This is a genomic window from Longimicrobium sp., from assembly GCA_036387335.1.
In the GTDB taxonomy this organism is placed as follows: Bacteria; Gemmatimonadota; Gemmatimonadetes; order Longimicrobiales; family Longimicrobiaceae; genus Longimicrobium.
Genome location: DASVTZ010000087.1, coordinates 1 through 15375, shown reverse-complemented (window position 1 = coordinate 15375; position 15375 = coordinate 1). Strand labels below are relative to the sequence as shown.

Sequence of the window (15375 nt, the reverse complement as noted above, 5' to 3'; positions counted from 1 at the left end):
CCTCTTTCCGGGCTCGGTGCATGGCCTCTCCCACAATCCTCTACGTGGAGGACCACCCCTCCGTCCAGCAGGCCGTCCTGATGTCGCTGAAGCTGGTGGGCTTCGGGGTGCTTGGGGCGGATGATGGGGTGGAGGGGGTGGAGATGGCCCAGAAGCACCACCCGGACCTGGTGCTGATGGACCTGCACCTGCCGCGGATGGATGGCTGGGAAGCCCTCGCCACCCTCCGCGGCGACCCGCTGACCGCCGGCATCCCGGTAATCGCCTGCACCGCCGGCGACCTGGACCCGGACCGTGCCCGCGCCGCCGGCTTCGCCGACTTCCTCGCCAAGCCGTTCCAGGCCCCCCGCCTGATCGCCGCGATCCGGGCGCAGTTGCCTGACGCGGGCGAGAGCGCGGGGGGGTGAGCGCCGGGGGGGCGAGCGCCGGGGCCGGTGAGCGCCGGGGTATCGTCCCGACCCGAGGCGGAGTGCCGGCGCCGAGAACACCGGGGGATAAATCCCCCGGCTGGAACCACGCGAAGACCGCTGAAGCGGTCTGTAGAGCCCTCTGATGGGGTCCAAGCACCGCTTGGACCTCATCTAATTACCTGCGTGAAACCCGTTACGCTCGTCGGACGAGCCGTTTGACGAGTTCGGAGACCGCGCGCCGTGACCGTCGGCTCACTTCGTCGAACGCTGCTCGCTCGCGCGGGTCGTCCGAGCGCGCCGGTTGTCCGTCCTTGTGGGAGGCTCGGTCCGCAACTGGGTCTTCACTAGAGGCGTTTGGTGTCACTGAAATCCTCCACAGCGCGACGCGGAGCGTTCGTCCGATCGGCCAATCTGGGCATGTGCAGCGGTGAGCCTATTTCATGCCGGACAGATCGAAACCCGGCAAGGGTGGGCAGACACGCAGGTCTGCCCCTACCGGTATCGGTGCGCGCCGACGGGTCGCGGAGCAGCACAAGGCACGGGCGCGATGAATCGCGCCCCTACGGGATCTGTGCAGCCGAAAGCGGAGTTCTCCCCCTCACCCGCCCTGCGCCCCCGCAGGCGGGGGAGGGGGCCCTCCGCGCGGCGCAAACCACGGTGGAACGGCACCCAGCCCCCTCTCTCGATAACAGAGGGCGGAGCCCTCTCCTGTTATCGGGAGAGGGGGCAGGCGAGTGTAACGAGCCGGGGGTGAGGGCCCCTCACGCCACCTCCACCACCCCGAACCCCGCCTTCACCTTTACCTTGTCCTCGATCTCGGTGGCAAGGGGGACGTTTTCCTGGAGGAACGCCTTGACGTTCTCGCGGCCCTGGCCCAGGCGCAGGTCGCCGTAGTTGAACCAGGAGCCGCTCTTGGAGATCACGTCGTGCTCCACGCCGAGGTCCACGATGGTGCCGAAGCGGTCGATGCCGGTGCCCCACATGATGTCGAACACGACCTGCTTGAAGGGCGGCGCCACCTTGTTCTTCACCACCTTGACCTGCGTCTTGTTGCCGACGGCGACGTCGCGGTCCTTGATGGTGCCGATGCGTCGCACGTCCAGCCGCAGCGAAGCGTAGAACTTCAGCGCGCGCCCGCCCGTGGTCGTCTCCGGCGAGCCGAACATGACGCCGATCTTCTCGCGGATCTGGTTGGTGAAGACGAGCGTGGTCTGGCTGCGGTTGATGGCGCCGGTGATCTTGCGCAGTGCCTGGCTCATGAGGCGCGCATGCAGCCCCATGTGGCTGTCGCCCATCTCCCCCTCGATCTCGGCGCGCGGCACGAGGGCGGCCACCGAGTCCACCACCACGATGTCCACCGCGCCGCTTCGGATGAGCGTCTCGGTGATCTCCAGCGCCTGCTCGCCGTTGTCGGGCTGAGAGACGAGGAGGTTGTCGACGTCCACGCCGAGCTTGCGGGCGTACTCGATGTCGAGCGCGTGCTCCGCGTCCACGAAAGCCGCGATGCCGCCCTCGGCCTGGACGTTGGCGATCAGGTGGAGGCAGAGCGTGGTCTTGCCGGACGACTCCGGCCCAAAGATCTCCGTGATGCGGCCGCGCGGCACCCCGCCCACGCCGATTGCGGCGTCCAGGTGGATGGCGCTGGTGGAGATGGCGCGCACCTTCACCATGGGGCCGTCCACGCCCATGCGCATGATCGCGCCCTTGCCGTACGCCTTCTCGATCTGCCCGATCGCGACGTTCAGCGCCTTGGTCTTGTCAGCGTTCATCACGAGCTCCATTTCTCAGCTCTCCGCCCCAGGTAAAAGCCTCCGCACGCCCACCCCCCGTGAGCCGCAACCAATATACACCACAGTGTGAACTTTGTGCGAATAAAAACCGAATAAAAGAAGTGCGTGAGTGCGTTAGTGCGTGAGTGCGTTTGAAGGCTTCGAGTTACGTGTTCGGTCAGGTTGGGATGGTGGATGCACGGAGGGCGGCGAGGAGGCGGCTGAGCTCGACGCAGTGGTCGTGTAGCTGTCGGTGTTCCTCTCCGGTGAGGTAGCCGAGCTCGCGCGCGAGGTGAAGCTGGCTGCGCACCTCGGAGGCGGAGCCCCGCGCGATCGAGAGGAAGTGGCGGAACTCGGGGCGGCTGTACCGCTCGAAGCCTTCCGCCACGTTCGACATCACGGAGACGGCGGCTCTGCGAATCTGATCGCGCAGCGCATAATCCCGCGAGAACCGCCCTCCGGCGCTCGATTGATAGATCAGAACCGAGAGCTCCTTCGCCCTCTGCCAGACTACGAGGTCCTCGAACTGCTGCACCTTCATCGCGCCGATACCCTTGGTGAGTGGATGTCTCACTAGATACCCCGCATCCACACTCTCGCCTGCGCCACGCGACGGATCCAACGCACTAACGCACTGACGCACTAACGCACTTCCCCTGGCCCGACGCTTGCGGCCCGCCGCGCCAACCGAGCTACTAAATCCAAGCGAACTCCAGAGCCGATGAAGGGACAGATCGAGGCGAGCCGGAAGGTGGTCATCGAAGAGGTGACGCCGCAGCTCGATTGCGGGCGGTATGCCATCAAGCGCGAGGTGGGGGATACGATCGAGGTGCGCGCGGACATCTTCAAGGAAGGGCACGACGCCATCTCGGCGGCCATCTGGTACCGGCCGGAGGACGAGGAGGAGTGGCGCGAGACGCCCATGAAGTTCTGGGACAACGACCGCTGGACCGGCTCGTTCACCCCCGACCGCAACTGCCGCTGGTACTACACCGTCGTCGCCTGGACCGACTTCTTTGGCACCTGGCAGAGCGATCTGCGCAAGAAGTACGATGCCGGCCAGGAGGTGGTGCTGGAGCTGTTCGAGGGCGCCGAGATCGTCGCGCGCACCGCTGCGGCCGCTCCAGACACCGAGCGAGAGACGATCCTGGAGCACCTCGCGGAGATGATCGGCGACGTGCTGGACCACGAGGCCGCGCCCGGGACGTGGAAGTGGGCCGCCTTCGAAAAGGGCGCCGCCGCCGCCGAGGACCGCACCATCGCCGAGCGCGTGGCCGCCGCGCTGGACACGGGGCTCCTCGAGGTGATGGAGCGCGTTCCCCTGCGCGAGGACCTGACGCAGTTCGAGCCCGTCCTCCCTGTGCAGGTGGACCGGGTGGCGGCGCGCTTCGCGGCGTGGTACGAGCTCTTCCCGCGCTCCATGGCCGACGATCCCACCCGACACGGCACCTGGGACGACGTCATCGCCAAGCTGCCGTACGTGCGCGACATGGGGTTCGACGTGCTGTACTTTCCGCCGATCCACCCGATCGGGCTGGCGTTCAGAAAGGGGAAGAACAACACGCTGGGCGCCGGCAAGGACCAGCCGGGGTCGCCGTACGCCATCGGCGGCAAGGACGGCGGGCATCGCGACGTGCATCCCGAGCTGGGCTCGCTCAAGGACTTCCGCCGCATGGTGGCCGCGGCGGCGGAGCACGGGCTGGAGATCGCGCTCGACTTCGCCATCCAGGTCTCCCCTGATCACCCGTACGCCAAAGCGCACCCGAGCTGGTTCTTCGTGCGGCCGGACGGCAGCATCAAGTACGCGGAGAACCCGCCCAAGAAGTACCAGGACATCTATCCCCTCAACTTCTACGGCGACGACTGGGAAGCGCAGTGGAAGGAGTGGCGCGACGTCATCCTGCACTGGGTGGAGCAGGGGGTGAAGATCTTCCGCGTCGACAACCCGCACACCAAGCCCGTGCAGTTCTGGGAGTGGATGATCCGCGAGGTGCAGCGGCAGCACCCGGAGGTGCTCTTCCTCTCCGAGGCCTTCACGCGCCCCAAGATGATGCGGGCGCTGGCCAAGGCCGGCTTCAGCCAGAGCTACACGTACTTCACCTGGCGCAACTTCAAGGGCGAGATCATCGAGTACCTGGAGGAGCTGACGCAGGGGCCGATGAAGGACTACTTCCGCGGCAACCTGTTCCCCAACACGCCGGACATCAACCCGGAGTTCCTGCAGCGCGGCGGCCGCCCCGCGTTCATGATCCGCGCGGTGCTGGCGACCACCCTGTCCTCCGTCTACGGCATCTACAGCGGCTTCGAGCTGTGCGAGGGCACGCCGCTGGCGCCGGGCAAGGAGGAGTACCTGGACAGCGAGAAGTACGAGCTGAAGGCGTGGGACTGGGACCGCCCCGGCAACATCCGCGGCCTCATTCGCCGCCTCAACGAGATCCGCAAGCAGAACCGCGCGCTGCAGGAGTACGACAACCTGCGCTTCTACCCGGCGGAGAACGAGAACATCCTCTTCTACGGCAAGATGACGCCGGACCGGGCGAGCCTCATCTTCGTGGCCGTGAACCTGGACCCGTTTTCGGCCCACGAGGGGATGCTGCACTTCCCCCTGCCGGACATGGGGATCGGCTGGCACGACCCGTGGGAGGTGGAGGAGCTGCTGACCGGCGAGCGCCACTTCTGGCACGGCGGCTCGCACTGGATCCGGCTCGATCCCGGCGCGCCCGCGAGGATCTTCAGGGTGCGGGCGTGGCGGAGCTCGGAGCATGGGTTCGACTACTTCATGGAGCCGACGCTGGTGTAAGGGGAACGGGGAACGGGGGCACGGAGAAGGTTCTCCGTGCCCCCGTTTTCTGTCCGGCGCCGGCGATCAGTAGGTGATCGACGTGTCGTACACGGTCACGCGGTCCCAGGCCTCGGGGTTCACGCCGTCGCTCACGTACAGGTCGATGTAGCAGGTGTCGCCCCAGGCCGCGTTGGCGGTGTACGAGTAGCTGTACCCGTTGGCGATGTAGACGCAGTTGCTGGTCCAGCGGTAGGTGATCGGGTCACCGTCCGGATCGTACGAGCCCTGGGCATCGAACTCCCAGTGCATGTACGAGGCGAACGGCTTCTTGGTCTTCAGGCGGATGTTGGCCACCGGCGCCGAGTTGAGCAGCGTGCGTCCCGCGGTGGGCTTCGCGGCGAGCGGCTCGGTGGGCGCGCTCTCGCAGCCGGCGAGGGCGACCGCGGTGATCAGGGCGAACAGCGGCGTGCGGATCTTCATCTTGCTTCTGCTCCTTGCATGGGATGGTCTTCGGGCCAGCGTGGCCGAAGATTACCCGAACCTGTGTCCACATGCAATTCCGCTTGGCAAGGAGCACATCGTATACGGTCATGCACGCCGGCGGCGGGCGAGCTCGATGCAGCAGGCGAGGTCCAGCAACGCGATCCCGGAGACGGCGGCCATTGCGGTGGTGACGCGGCGGCGCCTGGGGTTGTCGGGTCCGGTGCGGGTGGCGAGGGTGAGGAGGTCGAGCACGTCGCCGGTCAGGCGCGACCAGACCCAGGGGCCCGGGCGCAGCGCCAGTATCCCCATCCCGGCCACGACCTGGCGGAAGCCGTACGCGCGGATCAGCTCGGACCAGTCCTCCATCCCCAGTGCTCGCCCCACCCGCTCCGGCGCCAGCACGAGCCCCATCCCCGCCCCGATGCTGACCCATCCCACCACGTTCTCCACCCCGTTCCTCGGCTCCATCCGTCCCCCTTCCGCCGTCGGTTTTCTGCCCTGTCACCCGGGGGCCGGAGCAAGGCACATGCCCCGTGAATCACGCCGCAACCGCGTGCCCGCGCCCGGTTTGCGCTGGGTGCGCGGGCCGCGTATCTTGGCGCGCGAAAAGACCCAGCACACGATCATCGGAGAACCCATGGCAGACAGCGCACGCCGTACCGTGCTCCCGGTGCGGCACCAGCCCGACCTCCCGCGCGAACGGATGATCCTGGCCGAGGCGCCCGACGCCGAGGCGCTGGAGATGGACGTGGTGATCGTGGGCGCCGGGCCCGGCGGGCTGGCGACCGCCATCGAGCTCGCGCGCCTCGTGCAAAAGGACGCGGAGAACGGCGGCACCCTGGGCGAGGTCAACATCGCCGTCCTGGACAAGGCGCAGGCGCTGGGCGAGCACTGCCTGAGCGGCGCCGTCGTCAACCCGCGCGCCTTTCGCGAGCTCTTCCCCGACCTCAAGGACGAGGACTTCCCCTTCCGCGGCCGCGTGGACTCGGAATCGGTGCTCTTCCTCACGGAGACGGGGCAGATCCGCCTCCCCACGCCGCCCCCCATGCACAACCGGGGGAACTACGTGGGCTCCATCTGCGAGATCGTGCAGTGGCTGGGCGGCAAGGCGGAGGAGCTGGGCGTCAACGTCCTTCCTGGCTTCCCGGTGGACTCGCTCCTGGTGGATGGCAAGAAGGTGATCGGCGTGCGCACGACGCCCTCCGGCCTCAAGCGCGACGGCACGCCGGGGAGCACGCACGAGCCCGCCACCGACCTCACCGCCCGCGTCACCGTGCTGGCCGAGGGGACGCGCGGGCCGCTGGGGCAGGCGTACCGCCAGTGGCAGGGGATCACCTCCGACAACCCACAGATCTACGCACTGGGCGTCAAGGAGATCTGGGAGACCAAGGTGCCGCTCGACCGGGTGGTGCACACGCTGGGTTGGCCCCTGCCGCGCGACGCGTTCGGCGGGAGCTTCATGTATCCGCTGGAGCCGAACGTGGTGGCGATCGGCCTGGTCGTGGGCCTCGACTACCGCCAGACCACGCTGGACGTGCACCAGCTGCTGCAGCGGATGAAGCTGCACCCCTTCTTCCGCAAGTACCTGGAGGGGGGCGAGATGGTGGAGTGGGGCGCCAAGACGATTCCCGAGGGCGGCCTCTACGCCCTGCCGCAGCGCCGCTACGGCGACGGGCTGCTGATGGTGGGCGACACGGCGGGCTTCGTGGACGTGGCGTCGCTCAAGGGGATCCACTACGCCATGCAGTCGGGGATCTACGCCGCGCGCACCATCTTCGAGTCGCTGAAGCAGGGCGACGTCTCGGCCGCGTCGCTGGGCGCCTACGACAAGCTGGTGGACGCCAGCTACATCCGCGACGACCTGCACAAGACGCGCAACATGCGGCTCGGGTTCAAGGACGGCTTCTTCGTGGGCGGGATCAAGGCGGGGCTCGCCACCGTCACGGGCGGCCGCATCCCCGCCGGCCGCATCGCCATGGAGCCGGACGCGGAGACCGAGAAGGTGGTCACGCCGGAGACCCCCTTCGTGCCGGACAACACCCTGACGTTCAGCAAGGTGGACGCGGTCTTCAAGTCGGGCAACGGCACGCGCGACGACATCCCGTCGCACCTGATCGTGGGGCAGGACATCCCGGGCGAGGTGGCGGACATGTACGCGCACCTCTGCCCGGCCAACGTCTACGAGCGCCAGGGCGACCGTCTGGTGGTGAACGCCCCCAACTGCATCGACTGCAAGGCCACCGACGTCATCGGGCCGCGGTGGACGCCGCGGGAGGGTGGGAGCGGGCCGGCGTACAAGCGGATGTAAGCGCGGGCCCCCTCCCCCGCTCGTGAACTCGCGGCCCCTCCCCCAAAACTACCTGGGGGAGGGGCGGTGGCGTATATCCGTGTGCGGGGGCGTGGGTCGTCGTGCGGGCGGGCACGGGCAGCCACGTGGGGCGGCCCCTACGGGTGTCGGTGCCGAACGGCGACAATCACGGCCGGGGCGAGGGCGGGCAGACACGCAGGTCTGCCCCTACCGGTACCGGTGTGCGTCGGCGGGGTGCGGGGCAGCGCGGGGCACGGGCGCGATGAATCGCGCCCCTACGGGGCATCGGCGAAGCGCGCGGTTTCTCCCCCTCACCCGCCCTGCGCCCCCGCAGGCGGGGGAGGGGGCCGGGGGGAGGGGGCCATTCGTTTTCAGCCCCCTCTCTCGATAACGGCGAGGGCGCAGCCCTCTCCTGTTATCGGGAGAGGGGGCAGCGAGGAACGAACGGGGGTGAGGGCCCCGCCCTACTCCGCCGCGCTCCCCACGATCAGCACCTCGCCGGTCGGCTTGGGCAGGCCGCCGGCGGGCTCCTCGGTGACGGCGATGGCGCGGATCTGTTCGTTGGGGAGGTCGTAGGCGCCCTCCACGCTGCCGGCGCCGTCGCGGCCGGGGCGGAAGGTGGGGGCGGCGACCGGGCCGGCGGGGGTGATCAGCCAGAGCTGGTACTCGCGGCCCGGACGCACCTGCGGAAGGTTGTACGCGAAAAAGGTGTAGCGCCGCCGGACCGGGTTCCAGAACATCCGGCCCGAGGGCGTCCGCTGCTGCGTCGAGGCCAGGGTGATCACGCGCACCTCCGGCCCGGCCAGCGCCGCCAGAGAGGCCTCGCGCTCGGCCAGCGTGGACTCCAGACGGCCCCGGTCGCGGGAGAGGGAGGCGGTCCGCTGCTCGAGAGAGGCGACCCGGCCGCGCAGCGACAGGGCGTACGCGCCCAGGCCGATGGCGATGAGCACCGAGGCCGCGGCGGCGAGCCACGCAGGCAGCGCCGAGCGCCGGCGCGACGCTATCGGGATCACGCGCGTCTCCGGCGGCGCGGGCACCACGACGGGCGCGGCCGCTTCCCCGCCCCGCACGTCTGCGGCGGCGCGGGCGAGGAGGCGGGCGCGGATGCGGTCCGAGCGGGCGGGGTCCAGCGGGACGTGCGGGGCCGTGTGCGCCAGGAGCGACGCGGCCTCGCGCAGCGACTCCAGTTCGGCGCGGCACTCGGCGCACCCGGCGAGGTGGGCGTGCAGGGCCTGCCGCTCCTCACCGTCGAGGGCGTCGAGAGCCTCCGCGGCGAGCGCCGCCTGCACGTTTTCGTGCTCTGTGTCGAGACTCATCCACCCTCCTCCCGGAAAACCACGAGCGATTCCCTCAGCTTCTGCAGCGCCAGGCGTGCGCGCGTCTTCACCGTTCCCAGCGGCTGGCCCAGCTTCGCGGCGATCTCGGACTGGCTCAGCCCGCGGAAGTAGGCCAGCTCCACCGTCTCCCGCTGCTCGGGCGGAAGCTGCGCCACCGCCGCCGCGATCAGCCGGCTGCGCTCGTCCTGCTCCGCCGCGGCGTCGGGCGATGCGGGTCCCTCGCCCTCGCCCGAGCCGGGCTCGGGGATGTTCTCCCACGACTCCTCGCGGAGCCGGCCGCGGGCGCGCACCCGGTCCAGCGCACGGCTGCGCACGATCATGGTGAGCCAGGTGGAGACGCCGCCACGCCCTTCTTCGTAGCGCCCCGCCTGCCGCCACGCCTGCCAGAACGCCTCCTCCAGCACCTCTTCGGCGTCGTTTGGATCGGCCACGATGCGGCGCGCGACCGAGTGCAGGAGGGGGGCCCAGCGGTCGTACAGGAGCCCGAGGGCCTTCTCGTCTCCCGCCGCCATGCGCCGCACCAGCGCACCGTCGTCGGGACCCGTGTTGTCTGCAGGGAGGTACGAGACCGAGCGATGTGTCGGATGCATGGAGAGAAGTTGCTGCGACACGAAGGGCCTCGCAAGGTAAAAGATGGAGCGGGTACAGGGTGGAGCCCGGGAGGCCCCCCGCATAACCCGCGCCATCCTGATGCAAAGCTTGTACGCCTGGTCCGGTGCATGAAAACGCCCCCTCCCCGGCGCGCCGGGAAGGGGGCGATTGTACGACAGGTGGACTCAGGCGAACTGCTGATGCACCCGCTCGGCGAGGGCCCGGTTCATCCCCGGCAGCTCGGCCAGGTCGGAGGCATCGGCCTGGCGCAGGGAGTAGAGGGTGTGGTAGCGGCCGACCAGTGCCTCCACGCGGCGCGGACCCATGCCGGGGATCGCCTCGAGGTGCACGGCCAGGCGCTCGCGCTCCAGCGACATCCCGATGGCGGACGCGTCGGAGACATCGTGGCCGCGGCCGCTCAGGTCGTCCAGCAGGCGGAGCCATTCGGCGTGATTCCACCCCTTGGGGCGGGCGCTGACGAACTCGCGGAGGTCGGCGCGCAGGTTGGCGTCGCGGCGCACCGCGTCCTGCCGGTTGCCGGCGCGCGGCGAGCTCGCCGCCGCCTTTTTGGCGCTCACGCCGGCGCGCGGGCCGGCCGCGCGCACGGTGCGGGTGGAGGTGGTGCCCCCCTCAGTGCCGCCGGGGACGGCGCCGCCCTCTTCCTTGGCCGTGCGCGGGGTGCGGGTGGCACCTTTGCGCGCCGCGGTGCTCGTGTCGCCCCTGGCGGTGGTGGTGGAGCGGCCGGTGCGCTTGGACGGCTTCGCGTCCGCGGTGGCGTCGGCTTTGGCGCCCTTCGCCCGGGTCTTGTCTGTCTTCGCCATTGACGTTCGGCTCAGTCGTTGTCTGTGATGGCCGGCTCGCCGGCCGTGGGCTGCTGCTCCTCGTCCCGCTTGAGGACCAGGATGGAAAGCGGCGGAAGCATCAGCCGCAGCGAGTCCGGCCGCCCGTGCTCGGGCACCGGCTCGGAGTACACGGCGCCCGAGTTCCCCAGGTTGCTGCCGCCGTACGCCGCGGCGTCGCTGTTCAGCAGCTCGCGGTACTTCCCGGGGCGCGGTATGCCGATCCGGTAATCCGGCCGCGGGATGGGGGTGAAGTTGCACGCGAACACCAGCTCTTCGCCAGTGGCGGTGCTGCGCCGCAGGAAGGAGAGCACCGTCTGCTCCACGTCGTGGAAGTCGATCCACTGGAAGCCCTCGTGCGTGCAGTCCGAGTCCCAGAAGGCGCTCTCGCGTGCGTACAGCGCGTTCAGGTCGCGCATGAAGCGCTGGATGCCGGCGTTGAGCGGTTCGTCCAGAAGGTGCCAGTCCAGCGACCTCCCCTCGCTCCACTCGCCCCACTGCCCGAACTCGCCACCCATGAAGAGGAGCTTCTTGCCCGGGTGCGCCCACATGAAGCCGAGCGCCATGCGCAGGTTGGCGGCCTTGCGCCAGGCGTCGCCCGGCATCTTGCCGATCAGCGACCCCTTGAGGTGCACCACCTCGTCGTGCGAGAAGGGGAGCACGAAGCGCTCGCTGAAGGCGTACATCAGCGAGAAGGTGATCAGGTTGAAGTGGTACTTCCGGTAGACGGGGTCCTCCTCGACGAAGCGGAGGAAGTCGTTCATCCACCCCATGTTCCACTTCATGTGGAAGCCCAGCCCGCCCAGGTGCGGCGCCTGCGTCACCCCCGGCCACGCCGTCGACTCCTCGGCGATCATCAGCACGCCGGGAAAGCGGTCGCGCACGGTGGCGTTGAGCTGCTGCAGGAAGTCGATCGCCTCAAGGTTCTCGCGCCCGCCGTAGCGGTTGGGGACCCACTGCCCGGGCTGGCGGCTGTAGTCCAGGTAGAGCATGGAGGCCACCGCGTCCACCCGCAGCCCGTCCGCGTGGTACTCCTCCATCCAGAAGAGCGCGTTGGAGAGCAGGAAGTTGCGGACCTCGTTGCGCCCGAAGTTGAAGACCATCGTCCCCCAGTCCGGGTGCTCGCCCTGGCGGGGGTCTGCGTGCTCGTACAGCGCCGTGCCGTCGAAGCGGCGCAGCGCGAAGGCGTCCTTGGGGAAGTGCGCCGGCACCCAGTCCAGGATCACCCCGATCCCGCGGCTGTGCAGGTGGTCCACCAGGTACTTGAAGTCTTGCGGCGGCCCGAAGCGCGAGGTGGGCGCGAAGTACCCGGTCACTTGGTAGCCCCACGACGGGTCGTACGGGTGCTCCATCACCGGCATGAGCTCCACGTGCGTGAAGCCCATGTCGCACACGTAGTCCGCCAGCTGGTGCGCCATCTCGCGGTAGGTGAGCGGCCGGTTCTCCTCCTCGGGAACGCGCTTCCAGCTCCCCAGGTGCACCTCGTAGACGGCCATCGGGCGGTCCTTGCCCGGGTCCTCGCGGCGCTTTTCCATCCACTCTGCGTCCGTCCACTCGTAGCCGCGCAGGTCGGCGACGACGGAGGCGGTGAGCGGGTTGTGCTGCGCCGCGAAGGCGACCGGGTCGGCTTTCAAAAAGATCTCGCCGCTCGGACCGCGGATTTCGTACTTGTACGGCGTGCCGGTGGGGACGTCCGGGATGAACATCTCCCAGACGCCGACGCCGGGGTGGCGGCGCATGGTGTGGCGGCGGCCGTCCCACAGGTTGAAGTCGCCCACCACGCTCACGCGCTGCGCGGCCGGCGCCCACACGGCGAAGCGCACGCCCGCGACGCCGTCGATCTCGTCCGGGTGCGCGCCGAGCACGTCGTACAGGCGCAGGTGCGTCCCCTCGCCGATCAGGTACAGGTCGAACTCGGCGATGGTGGACTTGAAGGAGTACGCGTCGGCGAACTCGCCCACCGACCCGTCTGCCCACGTGACGCGAAGCTGGTAGGCGAAGGGCTCGGTGCCGCGCGGAAGGACCGCCTCGAAGAACCCCTCGTCGTTCACACGGTCCAGCGTGCGCGGCGAAACGATCCCGGTGCCGAGGATCGCCACCTCGACGGCGCCGGGGATGAAGGCGCGCACCACGAGGCGGATCTCCCGCCCCACGGAAACTCTGTGCATGCCGAGCACCCGAAACGGGTCGGTGTGCTCGCCCTGGGCGATCAGTCGTACGTCGTGCTGGAGTGTTGCCTGGGCCATCGTGCTCCGGTCTCTGGCTTGCGGGGGCGCGGGGTAAAAGCGTGCCCGCCTTGTGGATCGAAGCCCGCGCCGTGCTGCGAAGCCCGTGCCGCCGCGCGCCGTCTACCCGCGCACGTCCTCTCCGTGTGACGCGAGCCGTGCCGCCGCCGCCTCGTCCAGCAGCCACACCATGTCGCCGCTCGCCGGCCTCACCCCCTGCGCGGGGATGCGATGGGGGTCGCGCGGCCCCTCCAGCACCTTCTTCACGACTTCCGCCTTGTCCCCGCCCGGCGCCAGCATCTCCACGTGCGCCGCCGCGTTGATCACGCCAAAGGTGAGGGTGATTCGCGGCTCCCCCAGCGGCCGGTACAGCGCCGCCGCGACGGTGCGCCCGCGCTCCAGCAGCAGCGGATCGAAGGGGAAGAGGGAGCAGGTGTGCCCGTCCGCGCCGAGCCCCAGGTGCACGAGGTCGAAGCGCGGAATCCCCTCGCCGAAGTCCGCCGCCAGCTCCATCGCGTACTCCTCCGCCGCGCGCTCGGGCGCAATCTCGCCGCGCATGCGGTGCACGTTGGCGGGCGGAATGTGGACGCGCGATACGAACGCCTCGTTGGCCATCCTGAAGTTGCTGCGCACGTGCCCCGGCGGCACGCATCGCTCGTCCCCCCAGAACAGGTGCACCTGCTCCCACGGGATGCTGGAGCGGAGCGGCTCCTCGGCGAGCATGGTGTACGCGGCCCTCGGCGTCGTCCCCCCTGAGAGCGCCACGGTGAACCTTCCGCGCTCCGCCACCGCCTCGCGCGCGAGCTCCGCGAATCGCTCCGCGGACGCGCGGGACGCCTCGGCGGCGGTGGGGAAGGTGAGGATGCGGGGCATGGTGGTTGGGTTTGGGTGGTTGCGGGGGCCCTCACCCCCGTCTCGTTACACTCGACTGCCCCCTCTCCCGATAACAGGAGAGGGCTGTGCCCTCTGTTATCGAGAGAGGGGGCTGGAACTCCGCGGGCTACGCCGATGCCTCGTAGGGGCGCGATTCATCGCGCCCGTGCCCTCCGCCGCTCCGCGCCCCGCCTACTGCGCGGATGCCCGCCATCTCCCCCTCCCCCAGGCGGTTTGGGGGGAGGGGGATGCGTCGCGGAGCGACGCTGGGGGTGGGGGCCCCTCACGGCTGGTGCCACCCCCTCCGGTCCTCGCCCATCAGCCGGTCCGCACCGTCCGGCCCCCAGCTGCCGGCCGGGTACCCCTCGGGCTCGCCGCCGGCCTCCCAGCGCTCCAGGATCGGAGTGACCAGCGTCCATGCGGCCTCCACCTCGTCGCGCCGGGCGAAGAGGGTGGCGTCGCCGAGCATGGCGTCCAGCAGGAGGCGCTGGTAGGCCTCGGGCGACTCGGCGCCCTCGAAGGCGGTGGCGTAGTCGAAGTCCATGCTCACCGGCTGCATCCGGCCGGTGAGGCCGGGGACCTTGGCCTCGAAGAAGAGCGAGATCCCCTCCTTGGGCTGGATGCGCAGGACCAGCGCGTTGGGCGAGGGGAGGTCGCCGTCCACCAGGTCCATCACCGGGTGCGGCGCCGGGCGGAAGGCGATCACCACCTCCGTCGCCTTGGCCGGAAGGCGCTTCCCGGTGCGCAGGTAGAACGGGACCCCCGCCCATCGCCAGTTCTCCACCTGAAGCCGCAGGGCCGCGAAGGTCTCGGTGCGCGAATCGGGGGCGGCGCCCTCCTCCTCGCGGTAGCCCCGACCCGCCTCGCCGGACGTGTACTGGCCGCGGACGGTCTCGCGGTCGATGTCCTCGCCCAACAGCGGGCGGATGGAGCGCAGCACCTTGACCTTTTCGTTGCGCACCGAGTCCGCGTCGTACGATGCGGGCGGCTCCATCGCCACCAGCGTCAGGATCTGGAGGAGGTGGCTCTGCACCATGTCGCGCAGCGCGCCGCTCTTCTCGTAGTAGTCGGCGCGCTGCTCCAGCCCCACCTTCTCCGCGACGGTGATCTGCACGTGGTCGATGTGGCTGCGCGTCCACAGCGGCTCCCACACCGAGTTGCCGAAGCGGAAGACCATCAGGTTCTGCAGCGTCTCCTTCCCCAGATAGTGGTCGATGCGAAAGATCTGCCGCTCGTCGTAGACCTCCAGCAGCGCCTTGTTGAGCTCCTGCGCGGAGGCGAGGTCGCGGCCGAAGGGCTTCTCCACGATGGCGCGCGTCCAGCACGGGCAGCTCGGCGGGCAGATGAGCCCCGCCTTCCCCAGGTCGCGCGAGATCTCGTCGACCACCTGCGGCGGCACGGCGTAGTAGAAGAGGCGGTTGCCCGGGATGCCGAACTGCTGATCGATCCCCTGGAGCTGCGTCTTGAGCCGCTCGAAGCCTTCCTCGTCGTCGAAGACGTGGCTTCCAAAGAAGAGCCGCCGACCGAAATCGGCCCACTCCTCGTCGGTGGCGGCCGTGGCGAACTCGCCGAGCGCTTCGCGGGCGCGGCGGCGGTACTCCTCGTCGTCCATGTGCTCGCGCGCCACGCCCACCACCGCGAACGCCTCGGGCAGAAGCTGCTGCTGCCAGAGGCGAAAGAGCGCGGGGATGAGCTTGCGGCGGGCCAGGTCGCCGGTGCCGCCAAAGATCACCAGCACCAGCGGCTGCGGCACGCGCA

Annotated in this window: 13 protein-coding genes; 3 read left to right on the top strand and 10 right to left on the bottom strand. The window is 69.6% G+C overall.

Annotated features, from left to right (window positions below; genetic code table 11):
• The first annotated feature begins 20 nt into the window (after nucleotides 1-20).
• Nucleotides 21-407 (top strand): response regulator, encoded by a 387-nt coding sequence (locus tag VF647_07760; GenBank protein HEX8451975.1) that lies wholly within the window; start codon nucleotides 21-23, stop codon nucleotides 405-407.
• A gap of 764 nt (nucleotides 408-1171) precedes the next feature.
• Here the strand turns inward: VF647_07760 and recA are convergent.
• Both recA and VF647_07750 read right to left on the bottom strand, forming a co-directional pair.
• Nucleotides 1172-2179: a recombinase RecA gene (recA, locus tag VF647_07755; GenBank protein ID HEX8451974.1), complete on the bottom strand. Its 1008-nt coding sequence runs from the start codon at nucleotides 2177-2179 to the stop codon at nucleotides 1172-1174.
• Nucleotides 2180-2357: 178 nt separating this feature from the next.
• Entirely contained in the window at nucleotides 2358-2720 is a 363-nt protein-coding gene (locus VF647_07750) for a four helix bundle protein (protein HEX8451973.1), read from the bottom strand.
• Between the two features lie 180 nt (nucleotides 2721-2900).
• Between VF647_07750 and VF647_07745 the strand changes: the two genes are divergently transcribed.
• Nucleotides 2901-4979 carry an alpha-1,4-glucan--maltose-1-phosphate maltosyltransferase gene (locus tag VF647_07745; GenBank protein ID HEX8451972.1) on the top strand — a complete coding sequence of 693 codons (2079 nt, stop codon included), beginning with the start codon at nucleotides 2901-2903 and terminating at the stop codon, nucleotides 4977-4979.
• A gap of 66 nt (nucleotides 4980-5045) precedes the next feature.
• On the opposite strand, the gene VF647_07740 is transcribed toward VF647_07745, so the two are convergent.
• Both VF647_07740 and VF647_07735 read right to left on the bottom strand, forming a co-directional pair.
• Nucleotides 5046-5441 (bottom strand): hypothetical protein, encoded by a 396-nt coding sequence (locus tag VF647_07740; GenBank protein ID HEX8451971.1) that lies wholly within the window; start codon nucleotides 5439-5441, stop codon nucleotides 5046-5048.
• Nucleotides 5442-5549: 108 nt separating this feature from the next.
• A complete protein-coding gene (locus VF647_07735; GenBank protein ID HEX8451970.1) occupies nucleotides 5550-5912 on the bottom strand; it encodes a hypothetical protein in 363 nt (120 codons plus the stop codon).
• Nucleotides 5913-6081: 169 nt separating this feature from the next.
• Between VF647_07735 and VF647_07730 the strand changes: the two genes are divergently transcribed.
• A complete protein-coding gene (locus VF647_07730; protein ID HEX8451969.1) occupies nucleotides 6082-7752 on the top strand; it encodes an electron-transfer flavoprotein:ubiquinone oxidoreductase in 1671 nt (556 codons plus the stop codon).
• Nucleotides 7753-8216: 464 nt separating this feature from the next.
• Here the strand turns inward: VF647_07730 and VF647_07725 are convergent, their stop codons facing one another.
• The 6 genes from VF647_07725 to zwf form a co-directional block, all read right to left on the bottom strand.
• Entirely contained in the window at nucleotides 8217-9068 is an 852-nt protein-coding gene (locus tag VF647_07725) for an anti-sigma factor (GenBank protein HEX8451968.1), read from the bottom strand.
• Complete coding sequence (locus VF647_07720; protein ID HEX8451967.1) at nucleotides 9065-9679, bottom strand: sigma-70 family RNA polymerase sigma factor; 615 nt, start codon at nucleotides 9677-9679, stop codon at nucleotides 9065-9067. Before VF647_07720 ends, VF647_07725 begins: the two co-directional genes overlap by 4 nt.
• Nucleotides 9680-9865: 186 nt before the next feature.
• Nucleotides 9866-10501, bottom strand: coding sequence for a helix-hairpin-helix domain-containing protein (locus tag VF647_07715; GenBank protein ID HEX8451966.1), 636 nt, complete (start codon nucleotides 10499-10501; stop codon nucleotides 9866-9868).
• 11 nt (nucleotides 10502-10512) lie between these two features.
• Nucleotides 10513-12765 carry a 1,4-alpha-glucan branching protein GlgB gene (gene glgB / locus VF647_07710; GenBank protein HEX8451965.1) on the bottom strand — a complete coding sequence of 751 codons (2253 nt, stop codon included), beginning with the start codon at nucleotides 12763-12765 and terminating at the stop codon, nucleotides 10513-10515.
• A gap of 102 nt (nucleotides 12766-12867) precedes the next feature.
• On the bottom strand, nucleotides 12868-13617 hold the full coding sequence (gene pgl / locus VF647_07705; protein HEX8451964.1) for a 6-phosphogluconolactonase: 750 nt from the start codon (nucleotides 13615-13617) through the stop codon (nucleotides 12868-12870).
• 283 nt (nucleotides 13618-13900) lie between these two features.
• Nucleotides 13901-15375, bottom strand: a 1475-nt coding sequence (gene zwf / locus VF647_07700; GenBank protein HEX8451963.1) for a glucose-6-phosphate dehydrogenase, incomplete at its 5' end; no start/stop codon positions are given.

Coding starts and splice junctions, on each gene's coding strand:
- VF647_07750 (HEX8451973.1), bottom strand. CDS start 2,720: ATGAAGGTGCAGCAGTTCGAGGACCTCGTAGTCTGGCAGAGGGCGAAG.
- VF647_07735 (HEX8451970.1), bottom strand. CDS start 5,912: ATGGAGCCGAGGAACGGGGTGGAGAACGTGGTGGGATGGGTCAGCATC.
- VF647_07730 (HEX8451969.1), top strand. CDS start 6,082: ATGGCAGACAGCGCACGCCGTACCGTGCTCCCGGTGCGGCACCAGCCC.
- pgl (HEX8451964.1), bottom strand. CDS start 13,617: ATGCCCCGCATCCTCACCTTCCCCACCGCCGCCGAGGCGTCCCGCGCG.
- VF647_07725 (HEX8451968.1), bottom strand. CDS start 9,068: ATGAGTCTCGACACAGAGCACGAAAACGTGCAGGCGGCGCTCGCCGCG.
- VF647_07745 (HEX8451972.1), top strand. CDS start 2,901: ATGAAGGGACAGATCGAGGCGAGCCGGAAGGTGGTCATCGAAGAGGTG.
- VF647_07740 (HEX8451971.1), bottom strand. CDS start 5,441: ATGAAGATCCGCACGCCGCTGTTCGCCCTGATCACCGCGGTCGCCCTC.
- VF647_07720 (HEX8451967.1), bottom strand. CDS start 9,679: ATGCATCCGACACATCGCTCGGTCTCGTACCTCCCTGCAGACAACACG.
- recA (HEX8451974.1), bottom strand. CDS start 2,179: ATGAACGCTGACAAGACCAAGGCGCTGAACGTCGCGATCGGGCAGATC.
- VF647_07715 (HEX8451966.1), bottom strand. CDS start 10,501: ATGGCGAAGACAGACAAGACCCGGGCGAAGGGCGCCAAAGCCGACGCC.
- VF647_07760 (HEX8451975.1), top strand. CDS start 21: ATGGCCTCTCCCACAATCCTCTACGTGGAGGACCACCCCTCCGTCCAG.
- glgB (HEX8451965.1), bottom strand. CDS start 12,765: ATGGCCCAGGCAACACTCCAGCACGACGTACGACTGATCGCCCAGGGC.